The following is a 17,829-nucleotide window of genomic DNA, read 5'->3' as shown; positions in this document are numbered from 1 at the left end:
CTAAGACCTAAAAACTATTTCCATATTTTTTTCCTAAAAACTTTGCTTGTAAGAATGATAAACCTTTTTTAAATAGATTTACTTTTTCCATATACATAAAATGTGCTTCCGTAGTAGTCAAATTATTCTTTACCAACCATACATTAAATAATAATTCACTTACTCTACCAAATAGACGGGCTTCAAAAGGAGTTAAATCTGATAAATCCATACATTCATACATACTATCTAAAATTGGAAACAACCATTCAAAATAATTATTCGCTAATTCCTTTTTCATTATAAACATATTGAACATATAGCCACTACGTTGTTTCATAACTTTGTCAAATGAATCAAGGTATTCAGGGTGTTGCTTCTCAATGACTTTTCTAGCCAAATCTAGATGGCTAGCATCTAGTGTGTGTGCATAATGAGAGTACAGAGTTTCAATATAATATTTCCTTTTTTTAGGGACTATTATATCCCCTTTTCTCAAAAGAAACTCAATTTCTTCCTGATTTAAAATCACTTCATCAATCTTTAGATTTTCTTTGTAAGATTGACTTTTTTTCGTGAAATATCGGCGATAATGAACTAGCCCAAGATAATCGCAATCTAGATTTTTCCATGCCCAATATAGCCCTGTTAATTCACAATAGTATGGGTTTAACTGAGAAATGTTTTCTCCAGTATTATCCCCTTGATATCCCAAATCATCTTTTCCTTTACACCCAACATGGACTGGTAGATACAATTCTTTATTTTTAGGCATCTCAAAACTTTTATGAGTCGCCACTATGATTTTAATATTGGTCATACCCCTCCTACTTCGCTCCATCTCTCATCAACACAACTTTTACAGTTTTTAACAATATTTCAAAATCTTTCCAAATGGTCCAATCATCAATATAGGCTACATCTAGTTTTACAACATCATCGAAATTGGTAATTTTACTGCGCCCACTAATTTGCCACAAACCTGTAATACCAGGTTTGAAACTAAGACGACGTTTTTGCTCAGGTGTGTACTTTTCGTACTCATCTACCGTTGGTGGGCGAGTGCCGACTAGACTCATATCCCCAATCAACACGTTCCAAAATTGTGGCAATTCATCCAAACTTGTCTTTCGAATAAATTGTCCAACCTTGGTCACTCGAGGATCGTTATCCATCTTAAACATCCCACCTTGCATGGTATTTTGATCCATCAATTGCTGCTTGATTTCTTCAGCATCTACCCTCATAGATCGGAATTTATAAAAAGTGAAATAGCGACCATTTTTACCGACTCGAGTTTGAGAAAAGATTGCTGGTCCACCATCTTTTCGAATCATTGGAACAAGGACTATACTTACCAGTCCACAGATGACTAATCCAACAATTGCTCCTAAAATATCAATAATTCGTTTGGCGACTATGTGGCTAGGTTTATATAAGTTTGTAGAAAAAGTTACTACGTTCAATCCAGCCATCTCATGGATTTGTTTATTTCTACCTAAAATCTTATCAAAGGCATTTAAATTAACAGTAACATCAATCCCCATCGTTTCAAATTGAGAAATAATGCTACCGATATCATAATCCTCACTAGGAAGGTTTACAAAGACTTCGTCTACTACCTCATGAGTTGCATAATTGATGAGATTTTTAGGCGGAACAGACTTGACTTTATCATGTTTAAAATCAGGTTTATCTAGTACACTTACAGCTACTAACTTACCCGTGACATCATTGGCTGCCAAAAGACGCTCTATCACCTTCTCAATACGAGTTGTCGCTGTTATCAAAAGAATCTTTCGGCTCCCTTTTAAACTATGATTAAATTGAACCCAATATTTTTTAATAACAAAACCAAGAATATAATTTAGAATCCCGTATAAAGAAAGGAAATAAATCATCCCCCTTCTAGAAATAACAAATTGGTCTTTCAGGAAAAAACTAGAGAAACTGATTAACAAGGCAAAAAAGATGATGTATTTTACTACCTCTATCAATTCAACCGACTGACTTCGCTTGAAAAAATCCTTACCATAGCCACTAATATAGAAGGCTGCAAAGTGAAGAAAATAAAGGACAAACACAGTTTTTGCAACAATCTCTGTTTCAGTTACGGAAATCAGTATATAAGCTAAAACACTAACGAGTATACTCTGCAAAAACGCTAGAGTTACGTTATAGAAACCCCTTCCTTCCATATTTCCTCCCTAAACTTATTTTTTCCCATAGGAACCGTAGTTCCCATATGATCCGTAAGAACCATATTTTTCAAGCTGAATATTAAATTTATTCAGAATAACTCCTAAGAATGGTGTTCCTGTTTGCTCTAACTGGTCTTTAGCTTTTTGAACTTCTCTCCGTTTTGTTGCAGAAGCTTCAGTTACCAGGATAGAGGCGTCGCATTTTTGTACGATAATAGCCGCATCAATGACAACACCGATAGGGGCTGTATCCACAATGATATAGTCAAAGTATTTGCGTAAAGTCTCAATCATTGCTTCAAATTTGTCACTTTGAAGAAGAGCGGTCGGGTTTGGTGAAACAGCTCCTGATTGAATGACAAACAAGTTTTCTACGTTTGTTTCACACAAACCATGAGATAAATCTTTGGTTCCTGATAAGTAGTCTGTCAAACCTGTAATTTTTTCTCGAGATTTAAAGACACCTGACATTACCGAATTACGAATATCGGCATCGATAAGGAGTGTCTTATAGCCTGCACGCGCGAATGCCCAAGCTATGTTGGTTGAAGTAGTCGACTTCCCTTCTCCAGGTCTAACTGAAGAAAGAGCAATCACTTTGAGACCATCTCCACTCAACTGGATATTGGTCCGTAGTGCGTTATAATACTCCTCAGCTTTTTTTACAGAGTGTAATCGTTGTTCTGATAATTCTAACTTTGCCATATTTCCCTCTTTATTTTAATTTCTCAAGATTTGGAATAACACCTAAAAGTGAGATGTGCATCACTTCTTCGATATCTTCTGGACGCTTCACTCGATCATCCAACAATTCAACCAAAAGCACGATAACCGTAACGAATCCTACACCTGCTATAGTGGCCATCATTGTATTGCGACGAATGTTTGGTGAAGATGGCGATGTCGCTGGTCTTGCTTCCTCAAGTGTGGTTACATCCGACACTCTTGTTACAGAAATGATTTTCTGAGCAGCTACTTCTCTAAGTGCATTGGCGATACGACTCGCTTCCTCAGGTTTCCCATCTCGAACTGAGATTGATACGATACGCGTATCTGCAGGGACTGTTACTGAAACTTTTCTTCCAAGAGTTTTGGCATCCATAGTCAAGTTTTGATCAGCCACCACTTTTTCAAGAACATCCTGAGAAAGAATGATCTCACGGTAGTCTTTTACCAAGTATGAACCTGCCTGCAAGTCTTGGTTGGTCAAACCTGGCTTATCTGCTTGGTTACGATTGACAACATAGATACGAGTAGTACTAGTATACTGTGGCTTAATCACAAATGAGCTATATGCAAAAGCTGCTAGACCTGCTACTAGTGCAGCTAAGACAATGAGGAATTTTCGTTTCCATAGCACTTTTACCAATTGAAATACATCAATTTCAAATTTTTCTTGTTCTTTCATCATTTCTCCTAAATTATTTGGTCATTTATAATGTTTGATGGGTTTGTTTCAAAAAGTTCACGAGCTTTTCCTGCTCCGTATTTTTTAGCAATGAGTTCATAAGCTTCTCTCATATACGGTGGGCGATTATCCAAATTGTGCATATCGCTAGCTACTACATGGACTAAGTCCTTGTCCAAGAAATACCTAGCACGCTTTTTCATAAACTTGTAGGTATCTCCGAAAAGCCGCGGTTTTAAGACGCTCGAACTATTAATCTGCATATAGCAGCCCATATTGATGAGTTCTCTTACTTTTTTCTCATCGTTTTCCAAGGTGTGATAGCGCTCAATATGAGCAACCACAGGTGTAATCCCTAACATGAGAACTTTGGTCAAGGCGCTATGAATATCTCTGTAGGGTGTATTCATGCTAAACTCAATCAAGGCATAACGAGTGCCATTGAGTTTTGGGATGATGTTTTGTTCAAGTTTCTCTAAAACATCACTTGAAAAATAAATCTCAGCTCCGTACACGATCTTCAAATCCGGTGCGATTTCTTGAGCCAACTGTTTAACTTCGCTAAAATTAGCTGCAATTTTGTCTTCTGGTGTTTCAAACATCCCTTTTCTACGATGAGAGGTTGAAACAATGGTACGAACACCTTGTGCGTAAGCTTCCTCTAGGAGAGCCTTACTCTCAGCTCTATTTTTAGGTCCATCGTCAACATCGAAAACAATATGTGAATGAATATCAATCATCTTATTTTCCTTCCATGGTATCTTTAATAGCCGTTTTAACAGTTTCCAAGCTAGTTGGGTCGATTTCTAACATGTAAAGATTGCTATCTGGCATAGCGTAAGACGGGAGACCCATACGACCAGTTCCTTTCAGATCTTGATTGGTTACTGTATATTTCCCTCCGCTTGCCAACTGAGCATTGACAAGACTTACCATTGTTTCTGGTGGCATATTGGTCTGAACTGATTCCTGTAAACCTTGAATAATGCCATCGTAATTTTTCAAGGCTTCTGCCGAAGTCATCTTCTGAATAATGGCTGTAATAACTTTTTGTTGGTTACGACCGCGATCTCCATCACCATTTGTCAAAGAGTAACGTTCACGGACAAAACCTAATGCCATTTCTGAATCAAGGTGAATATTTCCAACCGGGTAGTGCTTGCCGTTTGTATGAGCAGTAAACTCTTGGTCATTATATACGTCAACGCCTCCAAGAAGGTCAATCAACTTCAAGAAAGAAGTGAAATTGAGACGGGCATAATAGTTCAAGTCGATACCATAAAGATTTTCTAAGGTATGGATAGAAGCATCTACGCCATAGATACCCGCATGCGTCAACTTATCGTTTTGGTTGTTTCCACCATCTGCAATAGGGACATAGGCATCTCGAGGAGTGGTCGTCAAGAGAATCTTTTTAGTATCTTGATTCACTGTCATGATGATATTGACATCTGAGCGCGAAACAGAACTGATAGGACCATAGGTATCAATCCCGCTGATGTAGACGTTGAAAGAATTTCCTGTAGCTACCTTAGGCGCTTCCACTTTCTTGGTCAAGTCCTTAGTATAAATTTTCTTGATCTTTTTAGCGTGGTCGGGATATTCCTGCTCAATCAGGTTTTCAAAAACACCGTTTAAGACGATTGCTTTAGTTTCTCCATCTAACAAACTCTTATAGGCTGCTAGATAAGAAGAAGCTTCCTCAACTGTCAATTCCTTGTTTTGAGTTGTTTTAATGTCATCTATCAATTTTTGAATATTTTCAGCATCTGTTCCTGTTGGAGCAGTTACACTAGAAAGTTGAGAAACGTTATTAATCTCACTGTCTGCTAGCACTGCCACACTCATAGAGTAGCTTGAATAATTTGAAGTTGCATTGAATTGATTGGCGAGCCCTACAAATCGATTTACAGCTACTAAAGCTACAGAGCTAAATAAAACCGAGAGCAATAGGACTATCAAGGTGAACACCTTGGCTTTGCGCTTAACTATCAACAAGAGGGATAATAATGCTATGAGCACTAAAACTACTGCCAAGATAATATTAAAATAGCTGACCGCTAAAATCTGATATTTAAAAATCAAAAACAATAAAAAAGAAGCTAGAACGGCATAGATTAGCAACAAACCTATGTTTAAACTCTGCTGAAATTTACTAGATTTACTTTTTTTTATGCGTCTACTTTTCATGGAACACCTCTTCAAAACATTTTAATTTAATTATATCACAAAGTATCTCTAAAGGCTATCTACATTAGTCAAGGAAACGTTTTATTTTGAAAATGTATTTAGTGAGTGTATATTTATTAGCGCCTTTACTACATTTTATGTTTTCAAAAAACAACTAAAATAAAAATAGAGCTCTTAAAAAGCTCTATTTTTTAATTATTTAACGTGACTTTCGAATTCTTTTTGACTCTTTTCGACTGAGTTTTTACGTTCTTGTTCCCATTTGGCTTTAGCTTCATCAAATTGAGCAGTTGTTACGACATCGGTTTGCAATTTCATGTACTTGTAGTTACTTCCAGTACCTTTGATTCCGACAAGTGAGTAAGCTCGTGTAAATGGTGTCACACGTGTTACTGAAGCTCCACCACCGTTTGAATTTACAGGGAGCAATAGCGAACTATCAATCAGCCAAGCTTGTGCGTCTGCATAATTTTCATAACGTTTGGCTACGTCTGTATTTTCTGCATCTGCCGCTTTCAATTTTTGAGTATATTGGTCCAATCCGATATTTGTAATCTTATCAGTATCCTTGCTTGGATCAAGTCCTAAAATCTTGAGATAGAATCCATCCTCAGCGTTGAAAGGATTAAGATAAGTCGATGGATCTTGGTAGTCTGCAGACCAACCATCCAAGTTCAAGTCATAGTCATGATCAGCTGTGGTTGGCGCTTGGAATGTCGCATTAGCATAGTCTTCTGTTGAAATTTGAACGACATCAATCACTACATTTTCTGCCCCAAGAGTTGATTCGACAGATTGTTTAAGCGAATGAATCTTTGGAAGCAAGGTTTTGTTAACTTGGTCTACAGGCAAGTCCAAATGAATCGGGAAGGTCACACCTTGTGCTTCTAGTTCTTTTTTAGCCTCTGCAAACTGAGCTTGTGCTTTTTCTTTATTGAAGTAGCCGTCTTGAGCGTCTTCGAGATTCATATTTGACCACTGCGTACCGTAGTTTACCAACTTAGATGAAACTGTCTCACCAAAAGTCTTGTCACCTACTTGCACGAAAGTTGGTGGCACAAGTGTGTTACGAAGAGTGTTTTTAGCTGCTTCTTCTCCATTAGACTGAGCCGAATAGGCTGTACGGTCAATGGCAAAGTTGATTGCTTGACGGAAATTTTTATTTAAAATCGCAGCTTGGGTAGCTTGTTTTTGCTCATCGCTAGTCTTAGCTGTATGATTGTATGTTTGGCGATTAACGTTAAAATTATAGTACCAAGAAGTCGCATCCTGCAAGCTATAAACGATGTTGTCCTTGTATTTTTCCTTTGTCTTAGCAAAGTTTGAACTATTTGGGTAGACACCAGCAGACGAGTAGGCTCCGTTTTCGAAATTACGGATCGTCATATCTTGATCAGAACCATCAACATAAGCCAACTTAACTCTTTCAATCGTTACTTTTTCTTGGTCATAGTAATGAGGGTTCTTCATGTACTCAAGTGATGATTTTGATGTGAATTCTTTTAACAAATAAGGACCACTGTAGAGAATGCTATCTGGTTTCAATTCTCCAAATTCTTTACCTTTAGAAGTCAAGAACTCTTCATTGACCGGAAAGAGGATACTATTGGTTGTTTTAGAGTTCCAGAATGGTTCTGGACGTGTCAAAGTATATTGGACAGTGTAATCATCTACAGCTTTCACACCAACATTTGAAAAGTCAGTATTTGCGCCTGTCACATAATCATCTAATCCCTTGATTGAGTTCTGAATCAAATCGAGCGCTTGACTCTTGTTATCAGCTGCATACTTGATACCTGTGACGAAATCTTGTGCTTTAATTGGGGCGTATTCTTCCCCGTCAGCAGTGAACCATTTTGCATCTTGACGAAGTTTATAAGTGTAAGTCAAACCATCCTTTGAAACACTCCAATCTTCTGCAAGAGCAGGAATGAGATTTCCATAATTGTCATTTTCAAGCAAACCATCTACCAAGTTGGTTACAACAGCGGTATTATCACCAGAGTAGTCCAACAGGTAGTTGAAGGTTGTCGGGTCGGCACCAAATGTTGACGAGTAGGTTTTAGTATCTGATGCTGACTTCCCACACGCTGTCAATAAGACCGCCGTGGCAAGCGTCAACCCCGCTCCAATCAGTCGTTTTTTGAGTTTCATGATTCACGTTCTCCTTATATGTTAGGTTTTATAACATATAACCATTTTATCAAATTTTGCCCCAAAAGTAAAGTTATATACTAATCGATCTCTCATCGGCAATAAAACAAAAAAAGAAATCCAACTTAAAAACTGGATTTCTTTACTCATTGGCAAAGGCTATTTAACGTGGTTTGCTAACTCTTTTTGATATTTGGCATTTGTTTCAATTTTCTCTTTTTGCCATTTCTTGAGAGCTTCTTCGTATTCTTTAGTGGTTACAATATCATTTTGCAACTCTAGACCTTTAAATACAAATGGATCTCCCTTGATACCAACTTGAGAGTAGGCTTTCGAAAATGGTACTGTACGACTAACTGTAGGAGAACCTCCTGAAGATGCTACAGGAATGAGAAGTGAACTATCAGATACCCAAGCCTGTGCTTTAGCATATTTTTCATAGCGTTTGTTAAGGTCGGTTGTTTCTGATGCTGCATCATCCAAGAGTTTCTTGTACTCATCAAGGCCAACTTGTGCCATGACTTCTGGATCTTTACCTTTTGTGATACCCAAGTGTTTAAGGGCAGAACCCTTCTTAGCATCCAAGATATTTAGATAGGTAGCTGGATCTTGATAGTCTGGTCCCCAACCAGTTCCGTTCAAGTCATAGTCTTTTTGAGAAGGAACCTTAGCTTGAGAAGTAATACTCATTTTCTCATTATCTGTCATTTGAAGCACATCGATAACGACATTTTCAGTTCCAAGCGCTGCTTCGACAGATTGTTTGAGGGAGTTGGTTTGTTGAACAGCAATGACATCTGTCTGTTCAACTGGAATATCCAAACGGATTGGGAAGGTTACACCTTTAGCTTGCAATTCTGACTTGGCTTTTTCAAAGGCAGCTTTTGCTTTTGTTGGATTGTAAAGGGTATCTTTACCATCTGTCAAAGCTACATCTTTCCACTGGTCTCCGTATGTTACTAATTGTTCTTGAGCCAATTCACCGAAGGTCTTTTCACCAACCTGAACATAGTCGTAAGGCACAAGACTGGTACGAATAATCTTGTCTGCACCTTCTTCACCATTCATCTGTGCAGAGTAAGAATGACGGTCAAGAGCAAAGTTGATTGCCTGGCGGAAGTTTTTATTGAGAAGCGCTTCTTTTGTTGAAGTCTTTTGTGCTTCATCTGTCTTTGCTGTTTTATTGTAAGACTGACGATTCACGTTGAAAGTAAAGTAATAGCTGGTCGCTTCTTGCGGACTATAGACAATCTTATCCCCGTATTCTTGCTTAGTTGAATCAAAGTTTGAACTTGTTGGGAAGAGACGAGCTGTTGTATAGGCTCCTGATGAAAAACTACGAATCAATGATTCTTGGTCAGATCCATCGTAGAAAGTCAGTTTGACGTGGTCAATCTTAACATTGTCTTTATCCCAATAATTTGGATTTTTTTCGTACTCGATCACTGATTTTGAAGTGAAGTTCTTCAAAATATATGGTCCATTATAGAGAATACCTGAAGGTGTTGCTGCACCATAATCTTTACCTTGAGAATTCAGAAATTCTTCATTAACTGGGAGCATAGTCGCTGTTGTTACCTTAGAATTCCAGAAGCTTTCTGGTTGGTTCAAGGTGTATTGAACAGTGTAGTCGTCAATTGCTTTAACTCCAACTGTTGAGAAGTCATTGCTTTCACCACTGACATATTCTGCCAAACCTTTGATAGAATCTTGGATCAGACTTAAGCCATCTGACTTACCATCAGCAGCATGTTTCAAACCAGTCACAAAGTCTTGAGCCTTGACCTCGGCGTACTCCTCACCTTCAGAAGTATACCATTTGACACCTTTACGTAGTTTGTAAGTATAGGTCAAACCGTCTTTTGAAACCGACCAGTCTTCAGCAAGAGATGGAATCAAGTTTCCGTATTTGTCATTTTCCAAGAGTCCGTCGACCAAGTTAGCAATGACGTCCGAAGTTGAACTTTTACTAGTAACGCTATAGTCCAATGTTGATGGATCGATGGCATATACGTATGAAAATGTTGTAGGAGCATCTGCTTTTTTCTCAGTCTTGCTACAAGCTGCCAAAAGAAGAGCTGCACTCATCGTTATCCCTGCTACTGCGAGCAACTTTTTCGATTTCATCGGTATTCTCCTTTAAAATACTATTTTTCACCATTATACCCTATTTTTTTATAAAAGCAAGGGTTTTCATGCAATTTTTTAGAAAATTCAAAATAATATTTTTTTAAGAAATTTCTACACTTATTTTAGAAAAAACTCAAGTATCTTAGATACTTGAGTTTTTAGGTTTAATTGGCTAATTCGACACAGAACGCATCCCAAGGAGCTAGTGTTAGTTGCTCGAGTTTTTCTTGAACCTCGGTGTTAGCAACCAAGACTGATTTGAGAACCCCATTAAAGTAAAATTCTTGTTCTTGATTTGAGAGGTTAGCTACTACTAGGAAACGGCGTTCCCCGTCCTTGCGAATATAAGCAAAGACCTTCTCAGCTGTTTCTAATAATTCAAAGTCAGCTTGAACCAGCCAGCTGTTTTCCTTGCGAATCTGAACTAATTTTTGATAAGTATAGAAGATGGAATCTGGATTTGCTAAAGCCTCTTCTACATTAATCTTCACATAGTTTGGATTGACTCCTAACCATGGTTTCGCGCTTGAAAATCCAGCGTAGTCTGTAGTATCCCACTGCATTGGAGTACGCGCATTATCGCGTCCAATCACACAAATGCTATCCATAATTTGCTCTAGCGGTACACCTTGTTCTAGCGCTTCTTTGGCATAGTTGAGGGATTCAATATCCTCTACTTGCTCCAGAGTTTCAAATGGATAGTTGGTCATCCCAATCTCTTCCCCTTGGTAAATATAAGGAGTCCCTCTCATGAGATGAAGCAAGATTGCATACGCTTTGGCGGATTTTTCACGGTATTCTTGGTCATTTCCCCAGATAGAGACGATTCGCGGAAGGTCATGGTTATTCCAGAAAAGGGAATTCCAGCCATCCTCAACTCCTAATTCTGTCTGCCATTTGTTGAAAATCTCTTTTAATTTCCCAACATTTAGCTCTTTTTGGTAGTGCCACTTAGGTTGTCCTTCCTGATACTGAAGACAGATATGTTCAAACTGGAAGACCATAGACAGTTCTTGTCCTTTTGGATCTGAATAGAGTTTTGCGATTTCTGGTGTCGCTCCCCATGTCTCCCCAACTGTCAAGAGCTCTTTGTCGCCGAAAGTAGCCTGATTCATTTCCTTGAGATAGGGATGGAGCATAGGGCCATTGTTGACAATCTTCTGATCAGGAATTTTCCCAATCATGTCAATAACGTCCATACGGAATCCACCAATCCCTTTATCAATCCAGAAATTCATCATTTCATAGATTTTATGACGGAGCTCTTCGTTTTCCCAATTGAGGTCTGGTTGTTTCTTACTGAAAAAGTGTAGGTAATATTGACCAGCCTTTTCGTCATATTGCCAGGCAGAACCACTGAAAATTGACTCCAATTCGTTAGGTTCATCACGCCAGATATAGTAGTCACGTTCTGGACTTTGAGGATTTTCACGCGCCTCGATAAACCAAGCATGCTCATCGGATGTATGATTGACAACCAAATCCATAATAATCCGGATATCTCTTTTTTTAGCTTCAGCGATCAGCTCGTCCATGTCTTCCATGGTTCCAAAGATAGAAGCAATGTCTTGATAATTGGCAATATCGTAACCATTGTCATCCATCGGGCTATCATAAACTGGTGAAAGCCAAATAGCTGTGATTCCAAGCTTGGCTAGATAATCTAACTTGCTAGTAATTCCAGGTAAATCGCCAATCCCATCTCCATTACTATCCTTAAAACTTTTAGGATAAACTTGATAGACTACGGCATTGTGCCACCATTTTTCTTGCATATTTTCACCTCTTTTAAACTCACTTTACTCCATCATAGACTTTTTTTATGATTTATGCAAGCGTTTGCGTTATCTTTTTTCTTACTTTTATTACTCTCTAGTTTCTTATCTTCTATTTTTTTTATATAATAGAAAATAGAGGTAAAAAAATGAAAAAACAAGCTTTTAGTTCTGAAAAATATCTAAATTTACAACGCGACCATATTTTGGAGCGTATTAACCAGTTTGACGGCAAACTCTACTTGGAGTTTGGAGGCAAGATGTTGGAGGACTTCCACGCTGCCCGTGTCCTTCCTGGATATGAGCCGGATAACAAAATCAAACTCTTGCAAGAGTTGAAAGAACAAGTCGAGGTTGTTATTGCCATTAACGCTAGCAATATCGAGCACTCAAAGGCTCGTGGTGACTTGGGTATTTCTTACGACCAAGAAGTGCTTCGTTTGATTGATAAATTTAACGAACTTGGTATCTTTGTTGGCTCTGTCGTTATCACACAATACGCCGGTCAACCTGCTGCAGATACCTTCCGTAATCAATTAGCTAAAAATGGGATCGACTCTTATCTCCATTACCCAATCAAGGGTTACCCGACAGATATGGATCATATCATCTCTCCTGAAGGTATGGGGAAAAACGACTATATCAAAACGAGTCGCAATTTAATTGTCGTGACTGCTCCTGGACCTGGTTCAGGTAAGTTGGCAACTTGTATGTCTAACATGTACCACGACCAACTGAATGGTATCAAATCTGGTTATGCTAAGTTTGAAACCTTCCCAGTTTGGAATCTACCTCTCCATCATCCAGTTAACCTGGCTTATGAGGCTGCTACAGCAGACCTTGATGATGTCAATATGATTGACCCATTCCATCTCCAAACTTATGGAGAAACTACAGTCAACTACAATCGTGATATCGAGATTTTCCCTGTTCTCAAGCGTATGCTCGAACGTATCTTGGGCGAATCTCCTTATGCATCTCCAACTGACATGGGTGTAAATATGGTTGGTTTTGCAATCACTGATAACGATGCTGCAATTGAAGCATCGAAACAAGAGATTATCCGTCGCTACTACCAAACAGTTCTCGACTTCAAGGCTGAAAAAGTTGCTGAGTCTGCTGTCAAGAAAATCGAACTTCTCATGAATGATCTCGGCATTACGCCAGCTGACCGTAAGGTTGCTGTTGCTGCTCGACAAAAAGCTGAAGAAACAGGTGGACCTGCTCTAGCACTTGAGTTACCTTCTGGTGAAATCGTCACAGGTAAGAATTCAGAACTCTTTGGTCCGACAGCTGCTGCCGTGATCAACGCTATCAAGAAGTCAGCGAATATCGATGCTGAAACCAAGTTAATTGAACCAGAAGTGGTGAAACCAATCCAAGGTTTGAAAATCAATCACTTAGGCAGTCGCAATCCACGTCTTCATTCTAATGAGATTCTTATCGCTCTTGCAATCACAGCTATGCAGAATCCTGATGCAGATCGCGCTATGAAAGAACTCGGAAACCTCAAGGGAAGCGAAGCTCATTCTACGATTATCTTAACAGATGAAGATAAGAACGTTCTCCGTAAATTGGGAATTAACGTAACCTTTGATCCATACTACCAATACGATCGTTTATACCGTAAGTAGATTGAAGACTCGTAGGAACTTCTTATCAAGCATCACCCCTCTTCGATAGATTTCGAATCTCTCTTAAGGGGTGACTTTATTTTATACAGTATTTCTAACAATCTCCGACTATTTTCTTTTTTAATCATTCTAATATTACTTTGGGAGTTTATTTATAATGAGAGAATTACTCAGTCAAAAAGAGCAAAGGCAATTAAAGGTTTTAGAATATTTGTTTGAAAATCCTGACTGGATTTACCTAGATGATTTATCTAAGATCATTGGTTACAATGCTCGCATCATCAAGAGTGATATCAAGGATTTACGCGAAGTCTTCCCAGACTTTGATATCAGACATTCAACTGCGGGAATTATGATGGTTAATGTACAAAATAATGGTATTGAGCGAATCTACCAATATTTTTTACAGACATCTGATTATTTCCAAATTTTAAAAGCTTTCTTCCTCTTGAACAGCCCCTTTACCTATGAACATCTTGCCGAATCTTTGGATATTTCTCTTCCTTCTTTGCGTAAGAAGGTTGCAGATATCAATAAGATTCTTGACGGAACCTACCGCTTTAAGCTTAAGGTAACCCCTATCTCTATCATTGGTGATGAAAAAGATATTCGATTTTTCTTCTCCCAATATTTCCATGAAGCATATAGTTTTTTAGAATGGCCCTTCACAGAAATCAAAGAAGCAGACATTGATAGCTTTGTTGCCTTCTTTATCAATTTGGCAAAATTCCCTGCAAAATATCAAAATCTTTATCAAATCAGAACTCAGGCTACAGTCGATTTGCACCGAATGAAGAGAGGTTATTTTGTTCGTTTCCCAAAACAAACCACTTCCTGGTTGAGCCCTATCTACGACCAACTCTCTGATTTTCAGCATCAGTTACAAGACTTGGCCCAAGGGCTCAATGTTGAAGTCACCCCTGAAAACCTTAATCAGATTTTCAGTCCCTTTGCTGAGCCTGGTCTTTTCTTTACAGTCGAAGATTTCCTAGAGGCTCGTCAGTCTTACGAACAAGTCGATCGTTCCTATCATGCTGCGCGAGACATCCTAGACAACTTAACTCGAAGATTTGGTGTTCAATTTTCAAATACGGATACCTTGATTTGGAACCTGCACAACACTGCCTTGCTTGAGCGAAGAGAAATCAACTCCGAATCGATCATTTCACAAAACAAGGATTATACGCTTGGAAAAATTAAAAAATTCTTCCCTAAATTTTATGAAGCAACCGTCTTTGAAATGATGCGATACAAGAACATTATGGGACAAAAGGAGAAGACTCCTGCCCTTTCTCACCTGATCTACACCCTGTTTACCCACGCTGAGGGGCTTACAGATCAATTGTTTGAACATAAAAAGAAAGTTAAGGTCTTAGTTCTGAGTGAGTATGACTTTGCCCACCCACAATTCTTGATTTCTCTCTACGAATTCCATACTTCAAATAACATCCAGTATGAAACTTGGGATAAAGAAACCCTTAACATCGAAGAAATCATGGATAGTGACTACGATGCTATTATCACTAATTTTGATATCAAAGGCCTCGAAGACATGCTCGTCATTAATATCAGTCGACTATCTATCCTGCAAGTTGTCAACGAACTCAATAAGATTTCTATGCAAGATTTATAATTTTAAAAACCTCCTAGAAAGAATCTAGGAGGTTTTTAGTAATCTATGTTTTTCTAAAGAATCATGAGCTAATCACATTATTCAAAATCAACAGTCTTATTCTTAATCACAAGCTTGGTATGAGCTGTTATATATTGTCGGTCAAGGGTTGTTATAACTTCCCCTTCACCATTTATAATATGCCAAGCTCCATCTTTATGAACCACCATAGCAACTTCTTGTTTGTTTTTATCTTCATTCTTAACAGCCAAGGCATAGGCGTCATCGACCCCTTCTAGCAAGAGTTCTTTGTTGCTACTGAGTGTCAGTAGATAATAGGCTCCGTCTCGAACACCAATATCGTATTGTTGATTCACAAATATGGTTTTGTCGTAGCTAGGTCTTGGTTCAGAAGTTCCTGATCCATTTCCAAGGATACCCTTAAAAGTATCCTTTTGCTTTTCTGCCTCAGCCTGTTCTTGAGATTTGATAAATTCCTGAACTGCAGCAATCTTTTCACTCTCTTGTTTCTTTGAAGCTCTCATTTGATGAATCACTACAGTCCGAATCAAAAACGAACTTGCAAACAAGAGTCCTATGATAGATGAAATTTTCCCCTTTTTCATTTCCGCTCCAATCTCCTTATACTTCACTATTAACTACTTTTCTATAGTATAACAAGATTTTGCTAGGTTGACAAGAAATGTTGGCATTGAGTAACAGGACTTCCTTATTCTACCGTTACAGACTTAGCAAGATTCCGTGGTTTGTCCACATCAAGGCCACGGTGAAGGGTTGCAAAGTAAGCGACTAGTTGCGTTGGTACGACCATTGAGATTGGTGAGAGGTAAGGGTGTACGGTCGTAAGAACGATATCGTCTGTATCTTTGGCAACATTTTCTTCTGCGATTGTAAGGACCTTAGCACCACGAGCTGCCACTTCTTGGATATTTCCACGAGTGTGGTTAGCAAGAACTGGGTCTGACAAGAGGGCTAAAACTGGTGTCCCCTCTTCAATCAAGGCAATGGTTCCATGCTTGAGTTCTCCAGCCGCAAAACCTTCACATTGGATGTAAGAAATTTCTTTGAGTTTGAGACTGGCTTCCATGGCTACATAGTAATCTTGTCCACGTCCGATGTAAAAGGCATTGCGTGTTGTTTCAAGAAGCTCACGAACTTTGCTATCAATCAATTCTTTTTCTGAAAGAGTTGATTCGATAGACTGAGCTACGATAGACAACTCGTGAACCAGGTCAAAAGCTTTAGCTTTTTCATTGCCATTTGCTTCACCGACTGCTTTTGCAAGGAAGGCAAGGGCTGCGATTTGCGCTGTATATGCCTTGGTTGAAGCTACGGCAATTTCAGGACCTGCATGAAGCAACATAGTATGGTTGGCTTCACGAGAAAGAGTTGACCCTGGCACGTTTGTCACTGTCAAGCTTGGGATTCCCATTTCATTAGCCTTAACCAAAACCTGACGGCTATCAGCTGTTTCACCAGATTGACTGATAAAGATGAAGAGTGGTTTCTGGCTGAGAAGTGGCATACCGTAACCCCACTCAGAAGAGATACCGAGTTCAACTGGTGTATCTGTCAATTCTTCTAGCATCTTCTTAGAAGCAAACCCTGCGTGGTAAGAAGTTCCAGCTGCAAGAATATAGATGCGGTCTGCATCTTGAACAGCCTTGATGATAGCTGGGTCTACGACTACTTGACCAGCCTCATCTGTGTAAGCTTGGATCAACTTACGCATAACTGTCGGTTGCTCATCGATTTCCTTGAGCATGTAGTAAGGGTAAGTTCCCTTACCGATATCAGACAAGTCAAGTTCAGCAGTGTAGCTAGCACGCTCACGACGATTGCCATCATAGTCTTGAACTTCAACGCTATCAGCTTTCACGATTACCAACTCTTGGTCATGGATTTCCATGTATTGGTTAGTTTCACGAATCATAGCCATAGCATCTGAGCAAACCATGTTATAGCCTTCTCCAAGACCAATCAAGAGTGGTGATTTATTCTTGGCCACATAGATGACATCTGGATTTTCGGAGTCGATCAAGGCAAAGGCATAAGAACCACGGATGATGTGAAGAGCTTTTTTGAAGGCTTCAAGTACTGATAAGCCGTCTTCTTCCGCAAATTTTCCAATCAAGTGAACGGCGATTTCTGTATCCGTTTGTCCCTTGAAGTGGTGACCTGCAAGGTATTCTTCCTTGATTTCAAGATAGTTTTCGATCACCCCATTGTGAACCAAGACAAAACGTCCAGTCTCAGAGCGGTGTGGGTGAGCATTGTCTTCTGTTGGTTTCCCATGAGTGGCCCAACGAGTATGTCCGATACCAGTTGTTCCCTCAACTCCAGCTGTCTTGGCAGACAATTCTGCGATACGACCAACTGCTTTCACCAAATGGCTTTCAGCACCACCTAGAACAAAAATTCCCGCAGAATCATAACCACGGTATTCGAGCTTTTCAAGCCCTTGAATCAAAATATCAGTTGCATTTGTGTTTCCAACAACACCAACAATTCCACACATAGTATATACGACACAGACAAGCTGTGCTTTCTCCTTATCGAAATTGGTATAGTCTGATTTTCTGTTTTTAGAATCAGTGAAAACAGTATATACTTGTTTCTTTCACTTGTCAAGAATAAAAATTGGTATAGCTCAATTGCTTTTGGACTGCAAACAAAAACCATTCAAGAAATAGCTCTTGAACGGCTTAAAAATATAGCTAATCAA

13 protein-coding genes are annotated in these 17,829 nt (G+C 38.9%); 2 read left to right on the top strand and 11 right to left on the bottom strand.

The genetic code is table 11. From position 1 onward, the window contains the following. Positions 1-7 precede the first annotated feature (7 nt). From ACXYSM_RS07525 to ACXYSM_RS07485, 9 genes are all read right to left on the bottom strand, one after another. Positions 8-799, bottom strand: coding sequence for a DUF4422 domain-containing protein (locus ACXYSM_RS07525; RefSeq protein WP_458634921.1), 792 nt, complete (start codon positions 797-799; stop codon positions 8-10). Between the two features lie 7 nt (positions 800-806). Continuing rightward, positions 807-2,177: a sugar transferase gene (locus ACXYSM_RS07520; protein ID WP_458634920.1), complete on the bottom strand. Its 1,371-nt coding sequence runs from the start codon at positions 2,175-2,177 to the stop codon at positions 807-809. A gap of 15 nt (positions 2,178-2,192) precedes the next feature. After that, on the bottom strand, positions 2,193-2,885 hold the full coding sequence (locus ACXYSM_RS07515; RefSeq protein ID WP_006149526.1) for a tyrosine-protein kinase: 693 nt from the start codon (positions 2,883-2,885) through the stop codon (positions 2,193-2,195). 10 nt (positions 2,886-2,895) lie between these two features. Continuing rightward, complete coding sequence (locus tag ACXYSM_RS07510; RefSeq protein WP_458634919.1) at positions 2,896-3,588, bottom strand: CspC family polysaccharide chain length determinant protein; 693 nt, start codon at positions 3,586-3,588, stop codon at positions 2,896-2,898. Positions 3,589-3,596: 8 nt separating this feature from the next. Next, positions 3,597-4,328, bottom strand: coding sequence for a capsular polysaccharide biosynthesis protein Cps4B (cps4B, locus tag ACXYSM_RS07505; protein WP_458634918.1), 732 nt, complete (start codon positions 4,326-4,328; stop codon positions 3,597-3,599). A 1-nt stretch (position 4,329) separates the two neighbouring features. After that, complete coding sequence (gene cpsA / locus ACXYSM_RS07500) at positions 4,330-5,778, bottom strand: LCP family glycopolymer transferase CpsA (protein WP_458634917.1); 1,449 nt, start codon at positions 5,776-5,778, stop codon at positions 4,330-4,332. Positions 5,779-5,973: 195 nt separating this feature from the next. After that, entirely contained in the window at positions 5,974-7,932 is a 1,959-nt protein-coding gene (locus tag ACXYSM_RS07495; protein ID WP_458634916.1) for a peptide ABC transporter substrate-binding protein, read from the bottom strand. A 159-nt stretch (positions 7,933-8,091) separates the two neighbouring features. Continuing rightward, positions 8,092-10,059 (bottom strand): peptide ABC transporter substrate-binding protein, encoded by a 1,968-nt coding sequence (locus tag ACXYSM_RS07490; protein WP_458634915.1) that lies wholly within the window; start codon positions 10,057-10,059, stop codon positions 8,092-8,094. A 167-nt stretch (positions 10,060-10,226) separates the two neighbouring features. Then, on the bottom strand, positions 10,227-11,837 hold the full coding sequence (locus ACXYSM_RS07485; RefSeq protein ID WP_458634914.1) for a glycoside hydrolase family 13 protein: 1,611 nt from the start codon (positions 11,835-11,837) through the stop codon (positions 10,227-10,229). A gap of 149 nt (positions 11,838-11,986) precedes the next feature. Between ACXYSM_RS07485 and ACXYSM_RS07480 the strand changes: the two genes are divergently transcribed. After that, positions 11,987-13,471 (top strand): DUF1846 domain-containing protein, encoded by a 1,485-nt coding sequence (locus tag ACXYSM_RS07480; RefSeq protein WP_458634913.1) that lies wholly within the window; start codon positions 11,987-11,989, stop codon positions 13,469-13,471. Positions 13,472-13,628: 157 nt separating this feature from the next. Then, a complete protein-coding gene (locus ACXYSM_RS07475) occupies positions 13,629-15,104 on the top strand; it encodes a M protein trans-acting positive regulator PRD domain-containing protein (protein ID WP_458634912.1) in 1,476 nt (491 codons plus the stop codon). 77 nt (positions 15,105-15,181) lie between these two features. Here ACXYSM_RS07475 and ACXYSM_RS07470 read toward each other — a convergent pair whose 3' ends face one another. Further along, a complete protein-coding gene (locus tag ACXYSM_RS07470; protein ID WP_458634911.1) occupies positions 15,182-15,709 on the bottom strand; it encodes a hypothetical protein in 528 nt (175 codons plus the stop codon). A gap of 104 nt (positions 15,710-15,813) precedes the next feature. Continuing rightward, a complete protein-coding gene (gene glmS / locus ACXYSM_RS07465) occupies positions 15,814-17,622 on the bottom strand; it encodes a glutamine--fructose-6-phosphate transaminase (isomerizing) (protein ID WP_458634910.1) in 1,809 nt (602 codons plus the stop codon). Between the last annotated feature and the right edge of the window lie 207 nt (positions 17,623-17,829).

This window comes from Streptococcus sp. V940, assembly GCF_054353495.1.
This window is presented reverse-complemented; position numbering and strand designations above follow the sequence as displayed.